A 22,927-nucleotide genomic window follows, 5' to 3' on the forward strand; every position below is an offset into this window, starting at 1 on the left:
AATAAATTAAATCTCCGTCACTGATGCCACAATGAGGATATCCTCATCAGGTTCCCTGTCACCCAGATCCAGATCCATCAACAGGTAGATCTGATCCAGGTCAACTGCGCTGTAATCGCCCACACGCGGTCCCACACATACGAAGAAGTCAGGTCTTATGACCGTATCGGTCTTAAACACAGCCTCATCCTTCCACATCTGCTCAACCACTTCCTTATAATCTGCGACCTTGCACTTCACAACATTACCATTGGAACACTGAACCTTGATAAATCCTTTCTTATCAACGATACGCAGCGGATGCCTGTCATCACGCAGACCCTGGTACACATAGAATTTATCAGTCATTTCCGCCAGCGCGATCTGGCTTACCTTTGGCCCAAAGTCCTGGGTGGCCAGCTCACATGCCTCTGCCTCATCACATTCCTTTAACAGGTCCGTGGTCTTAACCTCCGTAGAACCGGTTGCAATGGCAGTTACCTTACCGGTCTGGTTGTCGATCTCGATATGGACTTCAACCGTATCCGGTGATGCGCCGGAGCTTACAGCCATATCAGCCGCTTCCTTTTTAAGCTCCCTGATATCGTCCTGGGAAGGATTAGGGATTACACGCTCAACCACGTCACGCACCATGGAAAGGGCAACTCCGATAGAGGAGATAACCTCCGCATTCTCAGGAATGCTGTACTGAAGTCCCATCTTTCCTGCACAGTAGGGAACCAGGGATGCAGCTCCGCCGCCGCAGCCCACCAGCTTCATGCTCTCATGGTCAAGCTGATATTTCTCTGCCAATGCATTGATACATGCATTTACTTTTTCAAAATCCTTATCCAGGATCTGTGTGGCCAGTTCTTCCACTGTAATGCCCATTTTATCCGCTACGGGCTGCATGGCCTTGCGGGCCGCATTGGCATTGCCGTGGGCAAAGTACTGCTCCTCGATCAGCCCCAGCACGTTAGCCGCACATGTATTGGTAAAGCAGATGCGCTTTCCATTCTTTAATCGGATGGTCACATAATCGTTCGGATCCCCCGGCTTGGGGCTTACCATTTCGATCTGCGGATCCTCGATCTCCTCCTCTGGAGTAAAGCATGCATACTCACAGCCTGCAATATGGGCAGAACGAGGACCAACGTCCACCACTGCCTTGTCACTGATACGCACCATGGAACCGCCTGCGCAGCCCAGGATACGCACATCCAGGGAACTGATGTAAGTGTCGTGCCCTCCGATCTGGGCATAGTCAACACCAGGACGGCCGTTCTTGATCACACCGATGTTGGTGGTGGTTCCGCCCACCTCAAAATAGATGGCATTGGAAGCACGCAGATACATCAGGGAACCCATAACGGAAGCAGCCGGTCCCGACAGTGCTGTCAGGATGGGACGCTTACGCATCTCACTGATTTCCATAACGCCGCCATCGCCTCTCATGATCATCAGAGGAACGGTAACGCCTGCCGCACGTACGGATGACTCGGTTGCATTGGCTGTCATCATCATTTTGGGCAGGATGGATGCATTGATTGCTGCAGTACGTGTACGGCGCGTAAGTCCGTACAGCTTTGTAATATCAGAAGCCATGGTAACCGGCACATTTTTCTTTTCCGCACAGCCATGGATCATCATTTCCTCATCCATGCTGTCCACACCAAAGGCCATGGAGGCAACAATTACCTGTGAGCCCTGGTTCAGTAATTCATCAATATTTTGGTTGATCACGTCTTCGGTCAGCATTTTCTTCTTGATAAAGGTATTGTATACCTTGATCATCCTGCCAACCTTTTCATCCAGAATAATGTCTTTAAGGGCCAGCTGGCGCTTTGCCAGAAATCCTTCCAGGCCGCCGCCTGCAACGCCGACCACGCCGACGCTTGCCACATCGCCTTCAATAAAAGCATTGGTAGCCTGAGTGGTAGAGTGGGCAACGAACACAACATCTTCTGGAGCGATGTTGTTCTCGCGCATACAATTCTGAAAGCTCTTTACAACACCGGCAGCAACGCCGCTCTTGTCGTCATGTGTAGTTTTAACCTGATTTTTTCCAATAATTTCATGGGTCTCATTATCCATTGCAACGCACTTGGTATAAGTGCCACCAACGTCAATCCCCATACGAACAGCTCTATGATTACGCTCTGCCATATTATCCATTCCTTTCACTCTACAATACTTTTCCAAGATTCTTTTGATCGTGGACCTTTATTACTGCTATAACGAAACATTTGTCGGGAGATATCCGGGCGCACATGATATACGCCCGGTTAAACAGAATATGCTTTTATTTTTTAAGAGAAATTCATTGTCAAATTGTAACTGTTCAGGACGGCTCATCTTCCTGACCTGAACTGTTACGTCAAATCTTAGATGAACCAAGCAGCTCCGAGTCCGCCTAACAGGATGAATACGGCAATATACTGGATCACACCTGTAAGGTAAGAGTTGGGAATTGATAGTTTCAGGAAGTCTCTGGATTCTACCTTGGTATAAGCAAGACCCCATGCAACCCATGACTGGGTGATACAGCTTCCGATATTAACAGTGATGGTTGGGATGGCAAATACGCCGTATAAAAATGGTACTGAGAAGGATGCAACATTAGATAACACACCCAGTGTAGCAGCACCACAGCCAACCAGTGTCATAGGTCCGCGGAACAGGCCCATGAAAAGCAGTACAGCAAATATTATACAAACAGCCAGTTCGCTCTTAGGCATTACATTTCCTAAGATCGCCTTGAAATAAGGAGATGCATAGGTAGCAACCTGGTTGAACATAGGCAGTGTAAGAAGGAAGCCTACCAGTGGAGCGGTATCAACCACACCATCATAGTAAAGCTTGTTAACCAGCTGACAGTTCTCTTTGAAGGATCCCTTCATCCTGCCGCAAAGGAACAGGGCCAGGAAACCAGCAATGATGAATCCGCCGATAACGGAGAAATCCAGCCAAATTTTCAGTACAACCGGTACGATTGGGAGGATCAATGTATACATTGGCGCATTCTTCTGGTCAGGAGAGGAATTACGGCTCTGAGCTGCCCATGAATGAACTGTCTTTGACTTCTTAAGGTAAACAGCAGCCAGTACAGTGGTTGCCACCAGCATGATGATCAGTGCTGCATAACCCCAGTGAGCCGCATACCATCCCAGTGTGAATTCAGGCATCTCATCAGGAGTGATGTAGAATGCACGGTACTGTGCAAAGTTAACAGGGTTCAGGTAGATACCTGCTGCAACAGATCCCATGAAAGAGAACATTGCAATTGCCTTTGGTACGCCAAGAGACATTAAAATAGGAAGTACGATAACGCCGATAGCGATAACAGGGCCAGCGCCGGTCATGGCGGTGAAGATCAGTGCTGTAACGATGTTTAACAGTGCGATGGTAACCATTGGCTTATCTCCGCCCAACTCAACGGTCTTACGGATCAGGGTAGATGCAATACCGGTATCCATCAGTACACGTCCAAACCATGCACCCCAGCAAACATTAACCAGTGTGGTACCCCAGCCTTCGGGAGCACTCTGGAAAATCTTGTTCAGGATAGACACCAGCTTTGTGTCTGTGCCTGCGCCAAACTGCAGAACAGGGTTGGCTTCAATGAATGCCTGGCTGGCGAACATGGTTCCTACCAGCGGCAGAACGGTCCAGACAACGGTAATCATCAAGAATCCGATCATCAGGTTGTGGCCTTTGATACAGTAGTATGCCAAGCCGAAGAAAGAAAGTAACAAAATTATACCAATAACGTATTCCATGGTATTCCTCCTCATATCTTTTTTTATTTTCCTACACGTGGAACTGCTTTGGGTTCCTGTTGCTTCAGGTCCCCTTCTCTCTCAAAACATCAGGATATTCTGGTTTCATCTCCCTTCATTATGTAATAAATATATTTCCATCCAGACCAGGCATACTCTGACCTTATCTGGAAAAGAACTGTGGATAGATTCCCTGGAGTGTATCCATGTTCCAGAGAATTGTGTTGAAATGGTTGGAACAGATCAGGGAAGCAGCTTCCGCATCCCCCCGCATAATGTTGTCAACCAGCAGGCGTCCCTCCACCTGGGTGTGTTCCCACCTGGTCAGGGAGGACATATAGACCTTAAAATTAAAGGTGCTGTACTGGAGATAGTTGACCCGCATCAGGTCACAGTCCATGGTCCTGAAATAATCCCATATATGCTCCTTGCCGCAAAAAGTGGACAGCAGGTAGCGCAGATGTTCATCCGCTGCCAGAAGTTCCAGCACCTCATTATCCCCTGTGATCTCCTTCTGTTTTGCAAGGGTCTGTTCCAGGGCCTCTCTCTGCTCCGGGGTCAGCCCCTGTCTGCAGATCTCCTCAATAACCGCCTGCTCCAGAACAATGTGGGTGTGCACGGACTGTTTGATCCGCTCAGGGTCGATCATGGTGACCACGGTCCCTCTCTGGGGATAAACCACTATGTAACCTTCCTCGATCAGCCGGGCCAGCGCATCCCTTACCAGGGCGCGGCTTACGCTCATCTGGGAGGAAAGGGAATTCTCGCTGAGCATCTCCCCGGGTTCGATGGCCAGGCTTAATATCTGATTGCGCAGAAAATTATAAATCTCATTTCTGGAATCGGCTTTCACAATCTTGTCTTTTACCTCAGGCACACTCTCATCCCCTCTCAGCACGCTTCGCCCCCCTGCCCGTAACGGGGGGTGCCAGGATTGCATACAAGTTATTTTCGCTTTTGCATACCAGTTTAGTTCAAAATTGCATATCAGCTGCGGAAATAACGGGTTGAATAAATTGTATTATTCTCAAGACATATACAAGATAACACATTTATCTCATGAGTGCAACACCTTTTTTATCATTTTACACATGATTTTCGTTAATTTTTTATTTAGTAGTTGCTTTTTTCACAAATAATGATAAAATTATATTAGAAAATGCAGTGGGAAAAATTGCATACAAGTTTGAGTTGGAATTTATTTACATTTTCTCTGTTCTGCTCCAATGTTTTAATATAGTGGAAATGCATTCTTATCAAACCTATCCTTGTATGCTATAATTTGATTTATGCCATTGACCGTCAGTGGAATACGTACCTGAACCGACTTGATTTTTACAGAATATTAAGAAAGGTGATTGCTATGTCACTACTTCCTTTTAATGATCCTAACAGCCGTATGATTGCGCGCCGCCCCTCAGAGGACGCACGCCAGTATGCATACCGCGTGATTAAAAACTGTATACTGGAGCTGTTCCTTCCTCCGGGGCAGAAGATGAATGAAATAGACCTGGCTTCCTCTTTAAATGTAAGCCGTACGCCTGTACACGATACCTTTACAAAACTGTCCAGGGAGAACCTGGTAGATATCATTCCCCAGAGAGGGGCCTTTGTATCCAGGATCGACTCGGAACGGATCGAGCACGCCATCTGGCTTCACACAAAGCTTGGCACCTCCATGCTTCACACCATCTTTATAAGGAATGTGAAGAAGAATGATCTGGAGTCCCTGTATTACAACCTGCGCCAGCTGGACGACTATCTTTACCAGGGCAACCTAAACCAGGCCCCCAGGCTGCTGTCTGATTACTATCATCAGCTCTATATACTGGCCGGGGACATGGACCTGGTATGGGAATCCCTGCAAAAGGTGGATATGGACCTGCAGCGGCTTTTGTACCTGGCCACCAGCAGTTCCGCGGTAGTGGAAGGTTTCCTGTGCGAGCTCACCAATCTGACCGATGCCCTGGCCAACAGGAACAATGACCAGGCCTGCCTGATCTACAGCCATCACATGTCCAGGATGCTGCTTCTGCTCCCGCCTTTAAAGCAGCATAACCCGGAATATTTTATATGCGGCAGCAGTGATGCCGCGTCCTGATCTGCAAAAAGAATCGCACGTAAGTGCCAGTGACATGTATCGCACGTAAGCGCCTACAGGACAGGCGCTAAGTGCTCATAACGAATCACTGCACTAAGCTCGTTTAAGACCTCGCTAAGTGCCAGTGACATGTATCGCACGTAAGCGCCTACAGGACAGGCGCTAAGTGCTCATAACGAGGAGGTATGTGATATGGAAAATTATAGGGATCTGTTCTCCCTGGAGGGCAAGACAGCACTGGTTACAGGAGGAACGGGAGGACTTGGAAGCGCCATTGCCCTGGCTTTTTTACAGCAGGGAGCCAATGTGGCCGTGTGCGGCGGCCATCCGGAAAAGGCGGCCGGACTGGCTGACTATGCGGCCCAGGCAGGCAGGAAGTTCCTCTCCATCCGCTGCGATATCCAGAAACAGTCAGACATTGACAATATGTTAAATGAAATCGAGGAACAGCTGGATACCCTGGACATCCTTGTTAACAGCGCGGGTATGAACCGCCTTCTGCCGGCTGAGGACTACACGGAGGATGCCTTTGACCAGGTCATGGGCCTGAACGTAAAAGGACTTCACCTGGTGACAAAGGCGGTGGGAAAGCGCTTTATGATCCCCAGGAATTACGGCAGGATCCTCAACCTGTCCTCTGTTAAGAGCCTGATCGGTACAACGGAAAATTATATTGCATACTGCGCCAGCAAGGGCGCTGTGAACATGTACACCAAACAGCTGGCCTGTGAATGGGGCAAATATAGGATCACCTGCAACGCCATTGCACCCACCTTTGTCCGCACACCCATCAATTCCTTTCAGCTGGACGATCCGGCTTTCTACAAAAAGCTGACGGACCGTATTCCCCTGGGCCGTATCGGACAGGAACGGGACATAGCGGCAGCGGCCCTGTACCTTTGCAGTGACGCGGCGGAGTTCGTAAGCGGACAGGTGCTGGCCGTGGACGGCGGGCTTACATCCATGCAGTAATAGTCGCCTGTGAGACTCCAAAATTACACTTTATAACAAGGAGGAAAACCATGATATTCGGAAATGTAAGTAATGAATTTTTTGATCAGCAGATCGCTGTGCTTCCGGCCGCCCTTCAGAGCGCCATCCGTTTTCTGAAGGAGAATGACCTGGCAGCCCACGAGCCCGGCAGATTCGACATTGAACTGGGCGGCGTCCCCATGATACTTCAGGTCCTGGACTTAAACACCGCTCCCCGCGAAACTTTAAGGCCGGAGATCCACCGAAAGAATATAGATGTCCAGTTCCTGGCTGCCGGCGGACCGGAGCGGGCGGGATATTATAATGATGACCGGACAAACCAGGTGGATGAGGATCTTCTCGACACTCCAAGAGATATCCTTTTTTATCACAATAATCCCAATGCCCCGGAAGGGACCATTGAACTGGTTCCCGGGACCTATGCTGTTTACTTCCCATGGGATGTGCATATTCCGGCTGTCCAGACAGGAGCCTCCCCTGCGCCGATCCGCAAGATCGTAATCAAGGTTCCCATGAGTGCCTGCGCCCCCGCGGCAGAAAACTGAGGTTTTGATTATGGATATGATCACTCATCTGGAAACCCTTGCCCAAAAGGATCCTGACCAGCGCCGCCAGGCACTGGCAGGGGTGCTTGAGGCCGAGGGGCTTTCTTATACCCTTCAGGAGGAGGAAGCCAGCTTTAAGAATCCAAGAGGCGTGGCAAATTACCTCCTGACCCCCTGGCAGGAAACTCCCTGCCTGCTTTTCTGCGCCCACTATGACGCGGTGCCCGGAAGCTTTGGGGCCAATGACAACGCGGCATCCCTGTGTATCCTCATTGCCCTTGCAAAGGAATTAAAAAGCAGAAATCTTCCCGCCCGGTTTGCTTTCTTTGACGGGGAGGAAAACTGCAATGCCGGCAGCAGGCTCTACGCCGCCCAGATGGATAAGTCCGCTGTTACGGGGATCATCAATCTGGATGTGTGCGGATTCGGCGATACCATTGCCATCTGCGGCAAGGGCCATGAGACCAAGCCGGTGCTGCGCCCATTTTGCGACAAAGCCCTGTTGGACAAGCACAATGGGCAGGTACTAAAATACCTTCCCAAAAGCGATGAGGTCTCCTTTGCCGGCAGCCGGATCCCCACCATGAGCCTGTGTGTGGTCCCCCGGTGGGACATCCAGTACTTAAAGGCCATGGCCACCTATGGAGACGGCTTTCTGGGCCGTCCCCCTGAGTTTGATATGATGCTGGAACAGATGGAAGTCATAACCACCATGCACGGCGGCTACCGTGATAATCCACAGTATGTGGAGGAAGATGCCATGATGCAGGTCTATGGGTATCTCCTGGAAGGAGTAACGGCCCCGCCTGCTGCGAAAAAGCGCTTCGGGCTTTTTTAGGAACCGGTTGAACCAACCGGCATTTAGATTAGGTTTAGATTGGTCTCAGGCCGCCCCTACCATACAGGATCATGCCGGCCTGTTTTCCCCAAAGCCTTAAGGGTACTGTCATGTAGGATCTCCCTCTCATACTTATCCTGTGACACATAGCAGGAATAAAAGATATCGGTCATCAGGAGTATGGGAAACTGAGGCGAGATTACATTTCCATGGTTCAGGTGAAGAAGGGACGGGATCAGCAGCACTTCGTCACAGAATCCATCGTACTCCGGTTTATTCTTGGCAGTGAGCAGGACGGTCCTGGCCTTTTTCTGATGGGCTTCCTGCAGCAGGAAGATCACATCTTCCGTCTCACCGCTGATACTGACTCCCAGCACCAGGCTGTTCTCATCCTGGAACACTCCCCGCATGCGCATCATGTCCCTGTCATCCATGGATGTGATGTCCACGCCGATCCTCATAAAACGCAGTTCCATCTCCCTGGCTGCCAGGCCGGAGCTTCCCATGCCGCACACAAACACCCGTGCGGCTTTGTTCATGTAACGGCAGATGCGCTCCACCTGTTTTTCGTTCACCAGGTTATAGGTCTTGTTCAGCAGTTCCTGATATGCGTTGAGTACGGTTCTTGTGTTGCCGGTCATGGATTCCTGCCGGACCACAAAATGTTCCCCATACTGGTAGATAAATTCCCTGTATCCCTTAAATCCGCATTTCTTGGCAAACCGTGACAGGGATGCCTCTGATACAAACAGCTTTCCCGCCACTGCTTTGGCGGAAAAGTCCGTCTCCTCCCTGTTGTAGATAAAAAAATCCGCTATATTCCTCTCCACCGTGGTGAAATTGTCGTAATTTGACTCGATTACCGGTATCACTGATTTCAGATATTCCATCCCATCATCCCTGTCTCTCTTTGAAATGGTAGTAGGCCCCTCTCATTCCGGCATCATTTCCGTGCTCTGCAAAGGCCAGAGCAGTCTTTTCCCGGATGCTGGATACAAGGTACCGGTCCATGGCCACCTGGATCCTGGGCCGCAGATACTCCTCCTGGGCCATGACGCCTCCCCCCAGCACCACCACCTGGGGATTGATCACATAGCATATATTGGAGATTCCTTTTCCCAGCACATCACACATGTCGTCAATGGCCTGGATACACACGCTGTCCCCTGCCTTGGCCAGTTCAAAGATGCGAAGGCCATTCCACATATGAACCGGTTCCCCCTTTGCAAGAGCCACCTTTGAGGCAAGGATACTGGCTGCTCCCAGAGTCTGGAAATCGCTGCCCTCCATATGCATGTATCCAACCTCACAGGCGCTGTTGCTAAAGCCGTGGTACACGTTTCCGTCTATAATGATACAGCCTCCGATCCCGGTCCCCACTGTAAGACACAGAGCGGACCGGCTTCCTGCCGCTGCCCCCGATACGGCCTCTGAAAGCCCTGCGCAGTTAACGTCATTTTCCACTTCACAGGGAAGGCCAAACTCCGATTCCATCCTGGCTTTGATCTTTGTGCCCGCATAATCAGGGATCAATGGGGCGGAGTAAAAGATCTCCCCCTTTTCCACATCCACCATGCCGGCCGTGGATACGCAGATCCCATCCACTCTCCACAGCTTCAGATATTCCCTTACAATGCCCACCGCCTTTTCCAGCAGGCTGGGGCCGCCCTTAAATGCCTCGGTAGGCATCTTATCCTTGGTCAGGAACAGTTCATTTTCATCCAAAACGCCGTACTTGATCTCTGTACCGCCAATGTCAATGCACACGTATTGTTTCATCCTTACTCTTCTCCTTTTTCTTCCTTGTTTTATTCTGCCGCAAAAGGCAAACCTGCCCTTTGCAATGGTTTGCCTTTTACATCTTCCCTATATTACTTACCTGTATTACTTACCTGTACTGCTTGCCTATATTAGTTCCTTGTACTGAATCAGTTATCGATCCTTACTTTAAAAATGGCCTTCTTGATCTGCTTTGGGCCATCCACCGCCACTGCGGTGCGGTGTCCGTCATGGGGGTAGCAGATCAGGAAATCTCCGGGACGCAGCACTGCGTGGCTGTTGGGTTCTCCCTCCAGAGGAAGGAAATCATCCTTTTGCACAAAATCCTTCTGCTCCATGTTCTCTATAAAGTTTAAATCAATCTGCTCCTGTCCGTCAAGCATTAAATGTACATCCAGGTATTTTCTGTGAGCTTCCCAGAAACGCTTTTCCGGTACAGTGGTTTCATATTCCACTACATTTACAAACAGGCGCTCTCCGTCTATGGGATGGCTGCCCTTTTCAAATCCGAGGAGATCATGGGCCAAGGCGTACTCAAAGCATTCTCTTACTGCCTGCGGCAGGAATCCATAGGTTCCTTCCTGGGTTATATTTCCAAAGATCATAGGTTATCCTCCTGTTCTGCCCTTGTCATTTCATGTATCAGATCAATTATGATAAATGGTTGCGTCCGCCGCCGGTTTGGATGTATCCCCGTCCATCTTTCTGGTGATGATACTTACCGGAAGACCCACAACCAGGGAAATGGCAATGGAGATAATGGAGTAGGACCAGATGGATACCGCGCCTGCCGGTGCCATGTATTTGATGCAGACCATGGTGATGGCTGCCACAAAGAACGCCACGTAAGCGCCTTTTGCATTGGCCACTTTGGTAAAGGTTCCCAGTACAAAGGTTCCTCCCAAAACGCCCAGCACAAGGCCCATAAATCCGTTAAACCACTCATATGCCGACTTGATCTCGCCGTTGGCAAGGATCATGGATACCAGGATGGCCACAACGCCCACGCCCAGGGATACGTACTGGGCAATCCTTGTCTGAAGGGCAAAGCTCATTTCCTTTTTGGACAGACGCTCCTGGATATCCAGTGTCCAGCTGGTTGCCACGGAGTTAAGTCCGGTAGACAGGGTGGACTGGGACGCCGCATAGATGGCTGCCAGCAGAAGTCCTGTAATGCCTACGGGCAGCTCATATGCGATATAGGAAGCAAAGATCTGATCCTGCTGCGCTGCCGGCGGGAGGGCATTCTGGCTGTAGAATACATACAGTCCCGTGCCGATCAGGTAAAATACGGTTGCAATAAAAATGGACAGCGCTCCGTTGGTCAGCATCATTTTGTTCAGTTTCTTTGTGTCCGTGGTGGTGGTGAAACGCTGTACAATATCCTGGCTGGATACATAGGAGGAACAGGTGTTAAATCCAGCGCCCACGATCAGCAGGAACACGCTGTCCTTTAAAATGTTGGGATTAAAAATGGGCTGGTCAGGTGCCAGGAACTTGCCCTGTCCCATGGTGGAAAAGATGGAGCCGAAACCGCCGTCAATCCCGTGGGCCAGGTAAAAGAGTGCAAAGGTAACACCCACCAGGAGCACGCTGCCCTGGATAAAGTCGGTCCAGAGCACGGATTTAAGGCCGCCTGTATAGGAGTAAATGATGGCGATCACGCCCATGGCAATGATCAATACATTTACATTGATGCCTGTCAGGTTGGACAATACCATGGACGGCAGATACATGATGATGGACATACGGCCTACCTGGTACACGATAAACATGACGGCGCCCAGGACGCGCAGGCCCTTGCTTCCGAAACGGATCTCCAGGTAGTGGTAAGCTGTATCAATATCCAGCTTGCTGTATATGGGCAGGAAAAACCGGATGGTGATGGGGATGGCCACCAGCATTCCAAGCTGTGCAAACCACATGATCCATGTTCCTGCATATGAATTTCCTGCCAGGGACAGGAATGAGATCGGGCTTAATAATGTTGCGAAAATGGACACGGAGGTAACCCACCACGGGATGGTTCCGTCCCCCTTAAAGAATTCCTTTCCCTTCATCTCCTTTTTGGAGAAAAAGAGGCCGGCAAATAATACTGCTGCAAGATATACAATAAGAATGATCAAATCAATTGTTGTGAACCCCTGCATATTTAAACTCCTTTTCTATCTGCCATGTCATTCCCGGCCCCTTTCATCCCTCCTGAAAGGGGCGGTGATGTTTTCCCTTTTGTGATGCCGCTGCATTAACAGTATTTGCCCACAGCCTCTCTTACCATACGCGCTGCTTCCCGTGCAATGGGAAGATCTTCCTCCACAAGCTGTGGAAGAGGTTCCCTTACCCCGCCCAGGTCCAGGTTCTCGTTGATCCGCAGCATTTCCTTAATGACTCCGTACATGTTGCCGTGGCAGGAGCACATTTTGTAGATAACCTCATTGGCCGCATACTGGACTTCCTTTGCTTCCTCCAGCTTTCCTGCCTTTACCAGCTCATCCATCTTAAGGAAAAGCTCCGGCATTACGCCGTAGGTTCCGCCGATCCCGGCTTCCGCGCCAATGACGCGGCCGCTGATAAACTGCTCGTCCGGACCGTTGAATATGATGTAATCCTTGCCTGCAGCCGCCTTGAACATCTGGATATCCTGCACCGGCATGGAGGAGTTCTTAACACCAATGACCCTGGGATTTTGGCGCATCTGTGCAAACAGTCCCTGAGTCAGAGCAACCCCTGCCAGCTGGGGGATGTTGTAGATGATGAAATCCGTGTTGGGAGCAGCCTCGCTCATGGTGTTCCAATATGCTGCAATGGCATATTCCGGGAGGCGGAAGTAGATGGGAGGAATAGCTGCAATGGCATCCACGCCCAGGCTCTCCGCATGTTTTGCCAGCTCCACGCTGTCCTTTGTGTTGTTGCAGGCAACATGGGCGATCACTGTAAGCTTGCCCTTGGCAACCGCCATTACATTTTCCAGCGTGGTCTTCCGGTCCTCCACGCTCTGGTAAATGCACTCCCCTGAAGACCCATTTACATAAACGCCCTTTACGCCTTTTTTAATATGATACTCGGTCAGCGCCCTTACACGCTCCGGGCTTACATTGCCCTCATCATCATAACATGCGTAAAATGCCGGAATGATACCTCTGTACTTTTCTAAGTTTGCCATAATCTTTTCTCCTTTCCCAATCAGGCGTCTTATGTCCGCCTATTAACCCTCTGCTTCAATTGCCTGGGCAAATGACCTGGTGATCAGCTGCGGCCTTGTAATAATGGACCCCACTACCACGCTGAATACTCCCAGTTCGATCACCCGTCTTGCTTTTTCCGGTGTGTTGATATTCCCCTCTGCAATGACCCTGTGCTTTACCTTTGCCACAATCTCACGTATGATGGAAAAATCATCCGACTCGATCTTCAGTCCCCGGCTCTGCTCCGTGTATCCCACCAGTGTTGTCCCAATAAAGTCAAATCCCAGTTGGTCCGCATGAAGTGCTTCCTCCACCGTGGAGCAGTCTGCCATCAACAGCTGGTCCGGATAGGCAGCCCTGATCTCCCGGTAAAACTCATCCAGGCTTTTTGCCCCCGGCCTCAAATCCGAAGTTGCATCCAGCGCAATAATCTCAGGCTTTACCTCCATCAGTTCCTCAATTTCTTTCATGGTGGGGGTGATGTATACTTTGCTGTCCTCATAATCCCGTTTTACGATTCCGATCACAGGCAGGTCCACCTGTTTTTGGATCTCAGCGATGTCCTCTTTGGTGTTGGCCCGAATCCCCGCCGCCCCGCCTTCCTTTGCTGCCAGAGCCATGCGGCCCATGATAAAAGAAGAATGAAGCGGTTCCCCGGGCAGTGCCTGGCAGGAAACAATCAGTCTTCCCTCTAGGTGTTCAACCCTACCATTCATGTCTGTTTCCTCCTGTTAAGGTTTTGTTAAGTTCTTGTAGCTTTAGTATAGCAGGTTTGTTTTTATTTTCAATAGTATCGGTATGTTCTGAAAGTTCTTTCATAAACTTTGAAATTCATCTGCCCTTTCGCACAATTTACAACGATAGTTTTTGTATAAAATGCACAATTATGCGGAGGTTGTTTCTCTAAAAATACAAAATCAGGAGGATTTCCCGGACAAAAAACTGGCAATGGGGAAATCCTCCTGTGATTTTGCTGGATTATTTAATTGTTAAAACCGCTTTATCTTCTTAGACGGCGTCTTCTCAAACTCCGCCTCCCTTACGATCAGGCTGTAGATCCTTTTATACACCGGCATATCCTTATTAAACTCGTCTATAAGCTCCCGAAGCCCTCCTTCTATATCCTTCACATGCCTCTTTCTGGCATACTCATAATCAGGGAATATCTCCGCCTCGATCACCTTGTCCTTTTCCCTTACCAGGACTTCCTTCACCAGGTCTGAGCGGCTCAGCTGGTTTTCCAGTTCCTCGGGAGATACATTTTCCCCGTTTGACAGAATGATCAGGTTCTTTCTGCGGCCTGTGATATAGAGGAAATTGTCCTCATCCACATACCCCAGATCACCGGTCTTAAGCCATCCGTCCTCCAGTGCCTGGTCCGTCTCCTCCTGCATCTTATAATAGCCCTGCATCACGCTGGTGCCCCTGACCCAGATCTCCTCATCCACGATCTTGGCCTCGCAGTTGGGAAGGAGCTTGCCCACGGAGCCGGTCTTATGATCCCATTCCAGGTTTGTGCTGATGACAGGGGAACACTCCGTCATGCCGTATCCCTGGAGAATGGTGATCCCGTACTCCTTAAACCGTTCCACATAGTCCGGGTCCAGATAGGCGCCGCCGCTGCATATAGTCTTCAGATTTCCGCCAAATGCGGCCTTGGCCACCATTTTCTTTGGCATCAGATTACCCGCATCCCGAAGCTTTCCGTAAATGGATTCGATCACCAGCGGAACCAGAAGCACGATCTCAGGTTTAAACAGCTTCATATTCTTCTGTACATGCATGATGGAATCATTGATACAGATGACAAGTCCGATGTAAAGTCCCTTGATGATATCCATGGTCAGGCAGTACACATGATTGATGGGAAGCAGGGTCATGGAGACCGTTCCTGCAGGAATCTTCATATCCAGGCACACTGCATTATCCACCAGGTTCCTGTGGCTGAGCATGACTCCCTTGCTCTTTCCCGTGGTTCCTGAAGTAAACAGGATGGTGCAGACCTGGTCAGGGTCAATGGCTGTCTCATATTCCCCGGTGTGGATCGCCATCTGCATGGAAAGGGACTGGATCCCGTCTCCGGGCTCAGCTGCCTGCATGGAAATGATCTGACGGACGCGGGGGCATTTCTCCCTCACCGCCTCCGCCACGTCCCGGCGTATCTCATCAAATATCAGCATTTCCACGTCCGCCCGGTCCAAAAGCCCGCACACTGCATCGGCGGGAAGCTGGGCATCTATGGGCACCGCAACGCTGCCGCTGCCCACGATCCCAAAATAACCCACGATCCACTGGTACGTAGTGGTGCCGATCAGGGCAATGTGTTTTCCACCCATGCCCATGGACTCCACCATGCGGCTCACGGACATGGAATCCCGGTTCACGTCCTGGTAGGACCGGTCCACGATCTCCTTTTTTACCTTATACCGAAATGCAGCCTCCGCCCCATAAGCCTCTGCCCCATGGCGGATGATATCTCTCAATGTTTCTACCGGCATAGCGTCCTCCCTTTTCTGTCTGCCATCAGTCCTGAAGCGACCGGATGTATTCCACTGCGTCTTTTACAGTCTTTACATTCACCACTTCCCGCTCCTCCACTTCCACATCAAACCGGTCCTCGATCTCTCCCACCATGCTCATAAAGTCATAGGAGTTAAACCCTAAGTCCTCAATAAAGCGGGATTCCTCGCAGATCGCCGAGGGTTCCACATCCACATACTCACAGATCAATTCCTTTAATTCCTCAAACATTGTTCTTCTCTCCTTTCAGTATTGTATCCTAAACCATATCGATTACTTGGCCCACTGTGCGGTCCGGATCCTCCACTCCCCTGAATATGATCCTGCACAGATAATAGTAAATATATTCCAGTTTTTCCGGCGTCACTACCCCGGTCTGGTATTCAAACCCAAAGTCCAGACCATTGTCCGAAGCCCTGTGGCTCACGGTGAGATACAGGGTATGGGCCGCAACTCCGTTGGAATAACGGGCTGTCTTATACTTGATATCCCCCAGCTTATCCAGTCCCGGTCCATCGTATTTCATGGCAAGGGGCTGGTAGGTCAGGCTTAAGGGCTCATAGGTCTGTCCGTCCCTCAGCTTGTAATAGTCATGGCGGTAATTAAAATACTCCGATGGACTGTAGTTTGCATGCCGGAAATACTGGTTCTGGGCATCCCGTATTTTCAAAAGGCCTTCCATGAATGTATCTTCCTTTGGCACAATGGTCCTGAAGGGAAAGCAGTGGATCCGGCTACCGCCGCAGCGCTTTTCCAGCAGCGTGGCCCGCCTTGCAATGGTAGTGGTAATGGACACGTCCTCCTGGTCATTTTCCTTCTGAAGGTAGGTACGCAGGCCCATAAGCAGCAGACAGGTCATGGAAACGCCTCTGCTCTCACAGAAATCCAAAAGCTTCCCGGAGGGCTCCCCTTCCAGATGGAAATTGGTGATATTTGCTTCCACATTGTCGGAGGTGTTGGTGGCTGCCCGGAGATTTCTGTTGCGGGTGGATCTTCTCTCCTTCAGCAGTTTTTCCGGACCGCATATGTCCGTAAATATGGGCTCGGAGGAAGCGATCATTTTCTCAAAAAACTCCCTGTCCTTTTCGCTGGACCGGCTGCCTGCCTCGTAAGCCAGATCCTTTTCCAGCTGCCTGATATAGGAGGACATTTCCTTGGGATAATGGATTTCCTCGTACAGACGGCTGCAATACAGCTCAATCACGTCCTTAAAAAACACGATCAGGGACTGGGCATCCATGGTCATATGGTCCACACATATGTAAAGGCCCTGATATCCGTCCGGCATCTTGATCATCACAATGTGGTGCATGGTGGAATCATAACGCTCAAAGGGGACCTCCGTCCACCGGCGCAGCATATTCTCTGCATCCTCTTCCTTCCAGCCTGTGAAGTCGAAGTGTTCGATCTCCCTGGTCTCCTCTTTTACCACATATTGGTAAATAGTTCCGTCTTTATCCCTGGCAAACCTAAGGCGCATGGATTCGCATCTGGCAATGGCTTCCCTGATACACTCCCGGAGCACATCCCAGTCCAGGTCGCTCTCAATGGTCAGGCTGGATCCGATATTCAGCACCTGTTTTTTAGGACAGTACTTAAGACAGTAAAAATGCAGTTTCTGTGCAGATGTCAGCGGGTACACTTTATAGCCTTTTCTGGTTTTCATGTTTTCCCCTTTCTTATTCCTCAATGATCCAGATACCGGCGGATCAGCTGATCCACCGCGTTTTCATAGCTCTCCGTATCCTTATAATAAGCTTCCGCATGTCTGGCCCCGGAAACCACCAAAAGTGACTTGGGGGACCTGCATGCATTGTAAAGATCATAAACCATGGAACAGGGCACAAATGTGTCCTTGTCTCCATGTATGAAAAGAATGGGTATCTTTGCCCTCTTCACCTCATCCCTGGCATTGCACTCATTCAGGCCGTATCCGGCCTCCTCCCTTGCCATGCGGTCCGCGATCTGCATCACGGGAAATGCAGGCATGTGGTACATGGATCTCAGCACATGGCTGAACACCTCCCAGGCAGAGGTAAAGGCACAGTCTGAAACCGCGGCCCTGACCTGGGGAGGAAGGGTTAGTCCTGTGGTCATCAGCACGGTGGCGCCTCCCATGGAAATGCCGTGAAGCATCAGTCCACAATCCTGTCCCAGGCGGGATACCACGTACCGGATCCACCCCAAAGCGTCATGGCGGTCCAGGCAGCCAAACCCAATGTAGGTTCCCTCACTTTTTCCATGGGCCCTCTCATCCGCCACCATCAGATTGAATCCTTTTTCCAGATAGAATCTGGCAATGCTGGAAAAATCATTCAGCCCTTCACTGGTATATCCGTGGAAACATACCACAGCCCGCTTGGAGCCTTCACAGGGAAAGAATGTCCCGTGGAGCCTCAACCCGTCAGCAGATGTGATAAACACGTCCTCCTTCTCCTGCCCGGCCAGCCATTCCTTGCTGGCCCTGATTCCGGGAATGTATGCATCCCAGTCGGTTCCCGCCATTTTCTGGGTCCGCTCACGCTTTGCATTGCCGCGCATCACGGTCCGGTGGAAAAAGTATCTGGCAATCCCGTATTCCCCTGCGGCGCCTGCCGCGGCCAGGCCCATGAACATGCCCATTCTTCCCATATGTACTCCTTTCCATGTCCTAGACAAACTTCTGAAGCATCAGCGCCTTTTCAAGGCTTCCTTCCACCTTCAGCTTTCCTGTTGTAAATGCAAAAACAGGATCCAATTTTCCGGCTGCCAGCTTTAGCAGCGTATCTGCTGAGCAGATAAAAATTGCATCCCTGTCATAATACTCATATGGCTCCACGTACAGCTTTCCCTCTTTTACCTCGGCATAAAAAGTCCCCTGGCCCTCGCCTGTAATATCAAACTGAAAGGCCAGATGCTCCCCTATCCCGCTCACATCCGCTTTCATGAAAATTTCCCTGACTGTTTCAAATAATGTTTCATACGTCATATGGTCTCTCCTCTGCCCTTTTGGCATTCCCATCTTCGACTAGCGGTCGAATCTGTGGTAAGCTAAACATATCACGTTTTCGACCGCCAGTCAAGTATGGTGTTTTCCTTTGTATTCTGCTATACTGGAAAGTATTCTAAAGAAAATACAGAGGATTTTTTATGCAAAACCATAATAAACGGGAACAGATTCTGGATGCCATGCAGGAACTTATGGGTTCCTCCAATGCCCAGGCCATTTCCGTAAGCGATATTGCCCAAAAAGCAGGGATTGGAAAGGGAAGTATTTATTACTATTTTTCCTCCAAAAATGACATCATAGATGCGGTGATCGAGCGTTCCTATTCCCGTGTGCTGGACGCAGGCAAGGAATTGGCTGCATCCTCCCACATGGATGCCTTTAAGAAAATGGAACTCATATACCATGCCTGTCTGGACTCCTCCACGGAGCTGAGGCGCCAGGAAGCCATCGGTACCTTTAACGAACAGCAGGAAAGCGCATTCATCCACCAGAAGTTTGCCCGCATTATCATCACCAGGCTGAAGCCCATACTGACTGATATCATCCGCCAGGGCATGGAGGAGGGTACCATACACTGTGAGTACCCGGAGGAGACTGCCCAGATCGTACTGACCGTGCTGACCATTACCCTGGATAACAACCTGATCCCTGCTGATCAGGACCAGATCGGGCGTATCCTTACCGCCTTTACCCAGATGCAGGAAAAGAGCATGGACATACCGGCCCATACCCTGGAGTTTGTGCTGCGGAAAAATTAAGCCCAATCCATATCCGCCAGGAACATTTTAACCAACCAAAAGAGGTATTTCCCCACTTTTCCCTACCCTTTTTCCTCATTCTGGCTTATAATATCTATGGCTTAACGGGCTGGCAGATGTTTCCAGCGCAGGAAAGATGAACGACAGCGCCCTTCTCAGGCGCAGAGAGGATACACAGGAATTATGAAAGACTCACAAAAGCAGGTCCTTGTTAAGGTTCTCCTTGGCATCCGCAATACCGCAGTGGCCATACTGGGTATATTCGGATGGCTTTTTCATGCCTTCCTGGCAGTACTTACCGCAGGGCTGATCTGCGGGGCCCTGGCAGGGATCCTTATCTATGCTAAGGTGAAACCGGAACTGGACCAGTGCAGGGTAATTGCTTACGACAAGCTGGCCCAGATGGAGAGAACGGATTTCTCCATGCTCAGCGACACTGTCATCTATGACAAGGACAACAGGCAGATCGGCCTGATCAATGCAGGCCATTACCAGTATGTGGACATCTCCCACATCAGCATGAATATCCAGAATGCGTATATTGCTCAGGAGGACAGGCGTTTTAAGAGCCATACCGGCGTGGACTGGATCGCCACCTTCCGTGCAGGGCTGGCCCTTATAAAACACGGCGGGACCGTGACCCAGGGAGGCAGCACCATCACCCAGCAGGTGATCAAGAATACATATCTGACCCGGGAGCAGACATTCACGCGCAAGATCGTGGAAATACTGCTGGCCCCGGAAATCGAAAAGGAATACTCCAAAGCAGATATCATGGAGTTCTACTGCAATACCAATTTCTATGGCCATCAGTGTTATGGGGTGGAGGCTGCCAGCCGGTACTATTTCGGCAAGCATGCAGCTGACCTGAGGGTGGATGAGGCCGCTGTCCTTGTGGGCATCAGCAACAGTCCCTCCGCCTATGACCCGGTGGCACATCCTGAAGCATCCCTTGAAAAGCGAAACGATGTCCTAAAGAGCATGCACGAGATCGGTGAGCTCTCGGATGAAGATTACCAGTCAGCCGCTGCCCGCCCATTGATCGTGGTGCAGCAGGAATCCGAGGGCACGGACGAGAATTACCAGAGCAGCTATGCTATCCACTGCGCGGCCCTGGAACTGATGAAAAAAGATGGATTTGATTTCCGGTACACATTTGAGGACAAGGAAGACTACACGGAATATACAAACCGGTATAAAAGCGCGTACACGGAAAAGTCGGACCTGATCCGGGCAGGCGGCTTTCAGATCTATACCTCCCTTGACAGCAGCCTTCAGGAAATGCTCCAGTCTGACATTGACCAGGGTCTTTCCTCCTACACCGAACTCCAGGAAAACGGCAAATTCGCCCTCCAGGGCGCCGGCGTGGTGGTGGACAACCGCAGCAATTATGTGGTTGCCATTGTGGGGGGCCGGGGCACAGAGGACCAGTTTAACCGGGCCTACCTGAGCGCCAGGCAGCCGGGAAGCACGATCAAGCCCCTGATTGATTACGGCCCTGCTTTTGACACGGGCGAATACTACCCCACCAGGATCATGGACGACCACAAATGGGAAGACGGCCCCTCCAACAGCGGCGAACACTACTACGGAAATGTGACCGTGAGGGAAGCCCTGAACCGAAGCCTGAACACGGTGGCCTGGCAGATACTGGAGGACATTGGCGTAAACTACGGCCTGGACTACCTTGGCAGGATGGAATTCCAGAAACTGACCTATGTGGATAACGGAGTGCCCTCCTTGAGCATCGGCGGCTTTACCAACGGCGTGCGGGTGGTAGACATGGCCAAGGGATACAGTACGCTGGCCAATAACGGCGTGTACAATGACCGGACCTGTATCACAAAGATCCTCCACGAACATGACGGTGAACTTTCCAAAGATATGAAGCCTTCCGCCAGTCAGGTGTACCGCGATGATTCCGCCTTTATGCTCACGGACATCCTGAAGGGCACCCTGAACGAGAGCTACGGCACGGGCCATGGCCTGGCCCTGGACAACGGTATGCCTGCCGCCGGCAAGACAGGCACCACCAACAGCAGCAAGGATACCTGGTTCTGCGGTTATACCCGTTACTACACCACCGCTATCTGGGTGGGGTACGACATTCCCAGGGACATGCCGGGCATCTACGGCGCCACCTATGCCGGGAGAATCTGGAAAAATATTATGAATCAGATCCACTCCGGCCTGGAGCCATGGGATTGGGAGCAGCCCGAGACCGTGGAGCGGCGGGCCGATACCAAAACAGGAATCGAGGATTATTTCAGCACCACAGCAGAGCTGCGGTCCCAGCAGAGCCTTCATGACAAGGAGCAGAGGGCGCTCACCGCTCAGCTGGAAGCTGACGTGGAGGATTTTACCGCCCGTGAGATCAGCACGGTGGAGGATACCTACGCGGTCAGGAGTCTTTACCAGAGCATCACTTCCCGCCTTCCCCTTCTGGATGACGGGGATCTGCGCGCCCGTATGCTGGATCAGGTCGAAAGCCGTTACGATTATTTTGAGGGGATCATTTCCCAGATGTCGGACACCATTGCCCTGTATGAAAAGCAGAAGGCGGCTGACGAGGCCCGGGCCCAGGAACAGGCCATGAAGGACGCCGAGCAGCGGCGCATACAGACAGAAAAGGATACAAAAAAGAACGAATTCCTTCAGGCTCTGCGTCTTGTGGAGGAACTTGAATACCAGCAGGACAACGCACAGTCCCTGGTACAGGATGCCATTACCAAGCTCCCCCTGGTGTCCGGCGACCCGGAACAGCAGGCATTTGCAGACCGGCTCCAGGCAGCGATCCAGAGGATCTCCACACTGCCCACCGAGGATGAATGGAATGCGGCCCAGGAACAGGAGCGGGCCGCCCAGGAGCAGGCTCAGATCCAGGCAGACCATCAGGCTCAGATGCAGCAGAACCAGCTGCAGTCAGCCCTGGACAGGGAGAAGTTTAAGTGGAACAATCTGGAATACTATGGACCAGGAGGAAGACCGGACTATGACAAATAAGATATGGAAAAAAATAAAACATAAGCGCACCGCCTCCGTTCCTGCCTGTCCCAAGGGAACAAACCCTTATTCCATGCCCTGCAGCGCCTGGTTCTTCACCTTTATGTGCATGAATATCCCCATTGCCGGATGGATCTACCTGCTGCATCTGGCTTTTGGAAAAAAAGAAAACCAGCTGCGGGATTTCGCCAAAGCCTATCTGGTATATAAACTGGTATTCCTGGCGATCGCACTGGTGCTGCTCGGGATCATGGTCTGGATCGGCCTGGATCTCGCAGATAAGGTGCTGGCTTATATGGAAATGCTGTGACGATTTTTGCTGCGGCAACCTTTGCTGTATCAACTTTTACCCCATCAACAAAATGCGGCCCGCCTACAGAGTTTTCTTCTGTAGGACGGGCCGCATTATAGTTCAAGCCTGCATCTGCGCCAGCTGCTCCTTAAGGGAAGCGATCTCG

21 protein-coding genes are annotated in these 22,927 nt (G+C 50.8%); 7 read left to right on the forward strand and 14 right to left on the reverse strand.

What is annotated here, in order from left to right; all coding sequences use genetic code 11:
- Positions 1–6: 6 nt before the first annotated feature.
- From CLFS41_RS21790 to CLFS41_RS21800, 3 genes are all read right to left on the reverse strand, one after another.
- Entirely contained in the window at positions 7–2,145 is a 2,139-nt protein-coding gene (locus tag CLFS41_RS21790) for a hydantoinase/oxoprolinase family protein (RefSeq protein WP_045093471.1), read from the reverse strand.
- 218 nt (positions 2,146–2,363) lie between these two features.
- Positions 2,364–3,758, reverse strand: coding sequence for a hypothetical protein (locus CLFS41_RS21795; protein WP_007866271.1), 1,395 nt, complete (start codon positions 3,756–3,758; stop codon positions 2,364–2,366).
- A 163-nt stretch (positions 3,759–3,921) separates the two neighbouring features.
- Positions 3,922–4,656, reverse strand: coding sequence for a GntR family transcriptional regulator (locus CLFS41_RS21800; protein WP_045093472.1), 735 nt, complete (start codon positions 4,654–4,656; stop codon positions 3,922–3,924).
- A gap of 465 nt (positions 4,657–5,121) precedes the next feature.
- Between CLFS41_RS21800 and CLFS41_RS21805 the strand changes: the two genes are divergently transcribed.
- The 4 genes from CLFS41_RS21805 (at position 5,122) to CLFS41_RS21820 (ending at position 8,235) form a co-directional block, all read left to right on the forward strand.
- A complete protein-coding gene (locus CLFS41_RS21805; RefSeq protein WP_048929918.1) occupies positions 5,122–5,859 on the forward strand; it encodes a GntR family transcriptional regulator in 738 nt (245 codons plus the stop codon).
- A gap of 192 nt (positions 5,860–6,051) precedes the next feature.
- Entirely contained in the window at positions 6,052–6,831 is a 780-nt protein-coding gene (locus CLFS41_RS21810; RefSeq protein ID WP_045093473.1) for an SDR family oxidoreductase, read from the forward strand.
- Positions 6,832–6,881: 50 nt separating this feature from the next.
- Entirely contained in the window at positions 6,882–7,397 is a 516-nt protein-coding gene (locus CLFS41_RS21815; protein WP_045093474.1) for a YhcH/YjgK/YiaL family protein, read from the forward strand.
- Between the two features lie 10 nt (positions 7,398–7,407).
- Positions 7,408–8,235 carry a M28 family peptidase gene (locus tag CLFS41_RS21820; RefSeq protein WP_045093475.1) on the forward strand — a complete coding sequence of 276 codons (828 nt, stop codon included), beginning with the start codon at positions 7,408–7,410 and terminating at the stop codon, positions 8,233–8,235.
- Positions 8,236–8,291: 56 nt separating this feature from the next.
- Here CLFS41_RS21820 and CLFS41_RS21825 read toward each other — a convergent pair whose 3' ends face one another.
- The 11 genes from CLFS41_RS21825 to CLFS41_RS21875 all read right to left on the reverse strand — a co-directional run bounded on the left by CLFS41_RS21825 (position 8,292) and on the right by CLFS41_RS21875 (position 18,687).
- Positions 8,292–9,125 carry a MurR/RpiR family transcriptional regulator gene (locus CLFS41_RS21825; RefSeq protein WP_007866284.1) on the reverse strand — a complete coding sequence of 278 codons (834 nt, stop codon included), beginning with the start codon at positions 9,123–9,125 and terminating at the stop codon, positions 8,292–8,294.
- A 4-nt stretch (positions 9,126–9,129) separates the two neighbouring features.
- On the reverse strand, positions 9,130–10,014 hold the full coding sequence (locus CLFS41_RS21830; RefSeq protein WP_045093476.1) for an ROK family protein: 885 nt from the start codon (positions 10,012–10,014) through the stop codon (positions 9,130–9,132).
- 149 nt (positions 10,015–10,163) lie between these two features.
- Positions 10,164–10,619 carry a YhcH/YjgK/YiaL family protein gene (locus CLFS41_RS21835; RefSeq protein ID WP_007866294.1) on the reverse strand — a complete coding sequence of 152 codons (456 nt, stop codon included), beginning with the start codon at positions 10,617–10,619 and terminating at the stop codon, positions 10,164–10,166.
- Between the two features lie 42 nt (positions 10,620–10,661).
- Entirely contained in the window at positions 10,662–12,164 is a 1,503-nt protein-coding gene (locus CLFS41_RS21840; protein WP_045093477.1) for a sodium:solute symporter, read from the reverse strand.
- Positions 12,165–12,259: 95 nt separating this feature from the next.
- Positions 12,260–13,177, reverse strand: coding sequence for a dihydrodipicolinate synthase family protein (locus CLFS41_RS21845; protein ID WP_045093478.1), 918 nt, complete (start codon positions 13,175–13,177; stop codon positions 12,260–12,262).
- Positions 13,178–13,219: 42 nt separating this feature from the next.
- Complete coding sequence (locus CLFS41_RS21850; RefSeq protein ID WP_045093479.1) at positions 13,220–13,915, reverse strand: N-acetylmannosamine-6-phosphate 2-epimerase; 696 nt, start codon at positions 13,913–13,915, stop codon at positions 13,220–13,222.
- 273 nt (positions 13,916–14,188) lie between these two features.
- Entirely contained in the window at positions 14,189–15,697 is a 1,509-nt protein-coding gene (locus CLFS41_RS21855) for an AMP-binding protein (protein ID WP_007866306.1), read from the reverse strand.
- A gap of 25 nt (positions 15,698–15,722) precedes the next feature.
- Positions 15,723–15,950 carry an acyl carrier protein gene (locus CLFS41_RS21860; protein ID WP_007866308.1) on the reverse strand — a complete coding sequence of 76 codons (228 nt, stop codon included), beginning with the start codon at positions 15,948–15,950 and terminating at the stop codon, positions 15,723–15,725.
- Positions 15,951–15,978: 28 nt separating this feature from the next.
- Complete coding sequence (locus tag CLFS41_RS21865; RefSeq protein WP_045093480.1) at positions 15,979–17,385, reverse strand: condensation domain-containing protein; 1,407 nt, start codon at positions 17,383–17,385, stop codon at positions 15,979–15,981.
- Between the two features lie 20 nt (positions 17,386–17,405).
- Positions 17,406–18,350: an alpha/beta hydrolase gene (locus CLFS41_RS21870; RefSeq protein WP_045093481.1), complete on the reverse strand. Its 945-nt coding sequence runs from the start codon at positions 18,348–18,350 to the stop codon at positions 17,406–17,408.
- Positions 18,351–18,369: 19 nt separating this feature from the next.
- Entirely contained in the window at positions 18,370–18,687 is a 318-nt protein-coding gene (locus tag CLFS41_RS21875; RefSeq protein WP_007866314.1) for an SCP2 sterol-binding domain-containing protein, read from the reverse strand.
- 161 nt (positions 18,688–18,848) lie between these two features.
- On the opposite strand from CLFS41_RS21875, the gene CLFS41_RS21880 reads away from it, so the two are divergent.
- The 3 genes from CLFS41_RS21880 (at position 18,849) to CLFS41_RS21890 (ending at position 22,779) form a co-directional block, all read left to right on the forward strand.
- Entirely contained in the window at positions 18,849–19,466 is a 618-nt protein-coding gene (locus CLFS41_RS21880) for a TetR/AcrR family transcriptional regulator (RefSeq protein ID WP_007866316.1), read from the forward strand.
- 183 nt (positions 19,467–19,649) lie between these two features.
- Positions 19,650–22,469 carry a transglycosylase domain-containing protein gene (locus CLFS41_RS21885; RefSeq protein WP_045093482.1) on the forward strand — a complete coding sequence of 940 codons (2,820 nt, stop codon included), beginning with the start codon at positions 19,650–19,652 and terminating at the stop codon, positions 22,467–22,469.
- The gene (locus tag CLFS41_RS21890) at positions 22,459–22,779 is read left to right on the forward strand and encodes a hypothetical protein (RefSeq protein ID WP_143111154.1); all 321 of its coding nucleotides are present in this window, start codon (positions 22,459–22,461) and stop codon (positions 22,777–22,779) included. The genes CLFS41_RS21885 and CLFS41_RS21890 overlap by 11 nt, the downstream gene beginning before the upstream one ends.
- The last annotated feature ends 148 nt before the right edge of the window (positions 22,780–22,927 follow it).

It is taken from the genome of Clostridium sp. FS41 (genome assembly GCF_000954015.1).
Classification (GTDB): domain Bacteria; phylum Bacillota; class Clostridia; order Lachnospirales; family Lachnospiraceae; genus Enterocloster; species Enterocloster citroniae.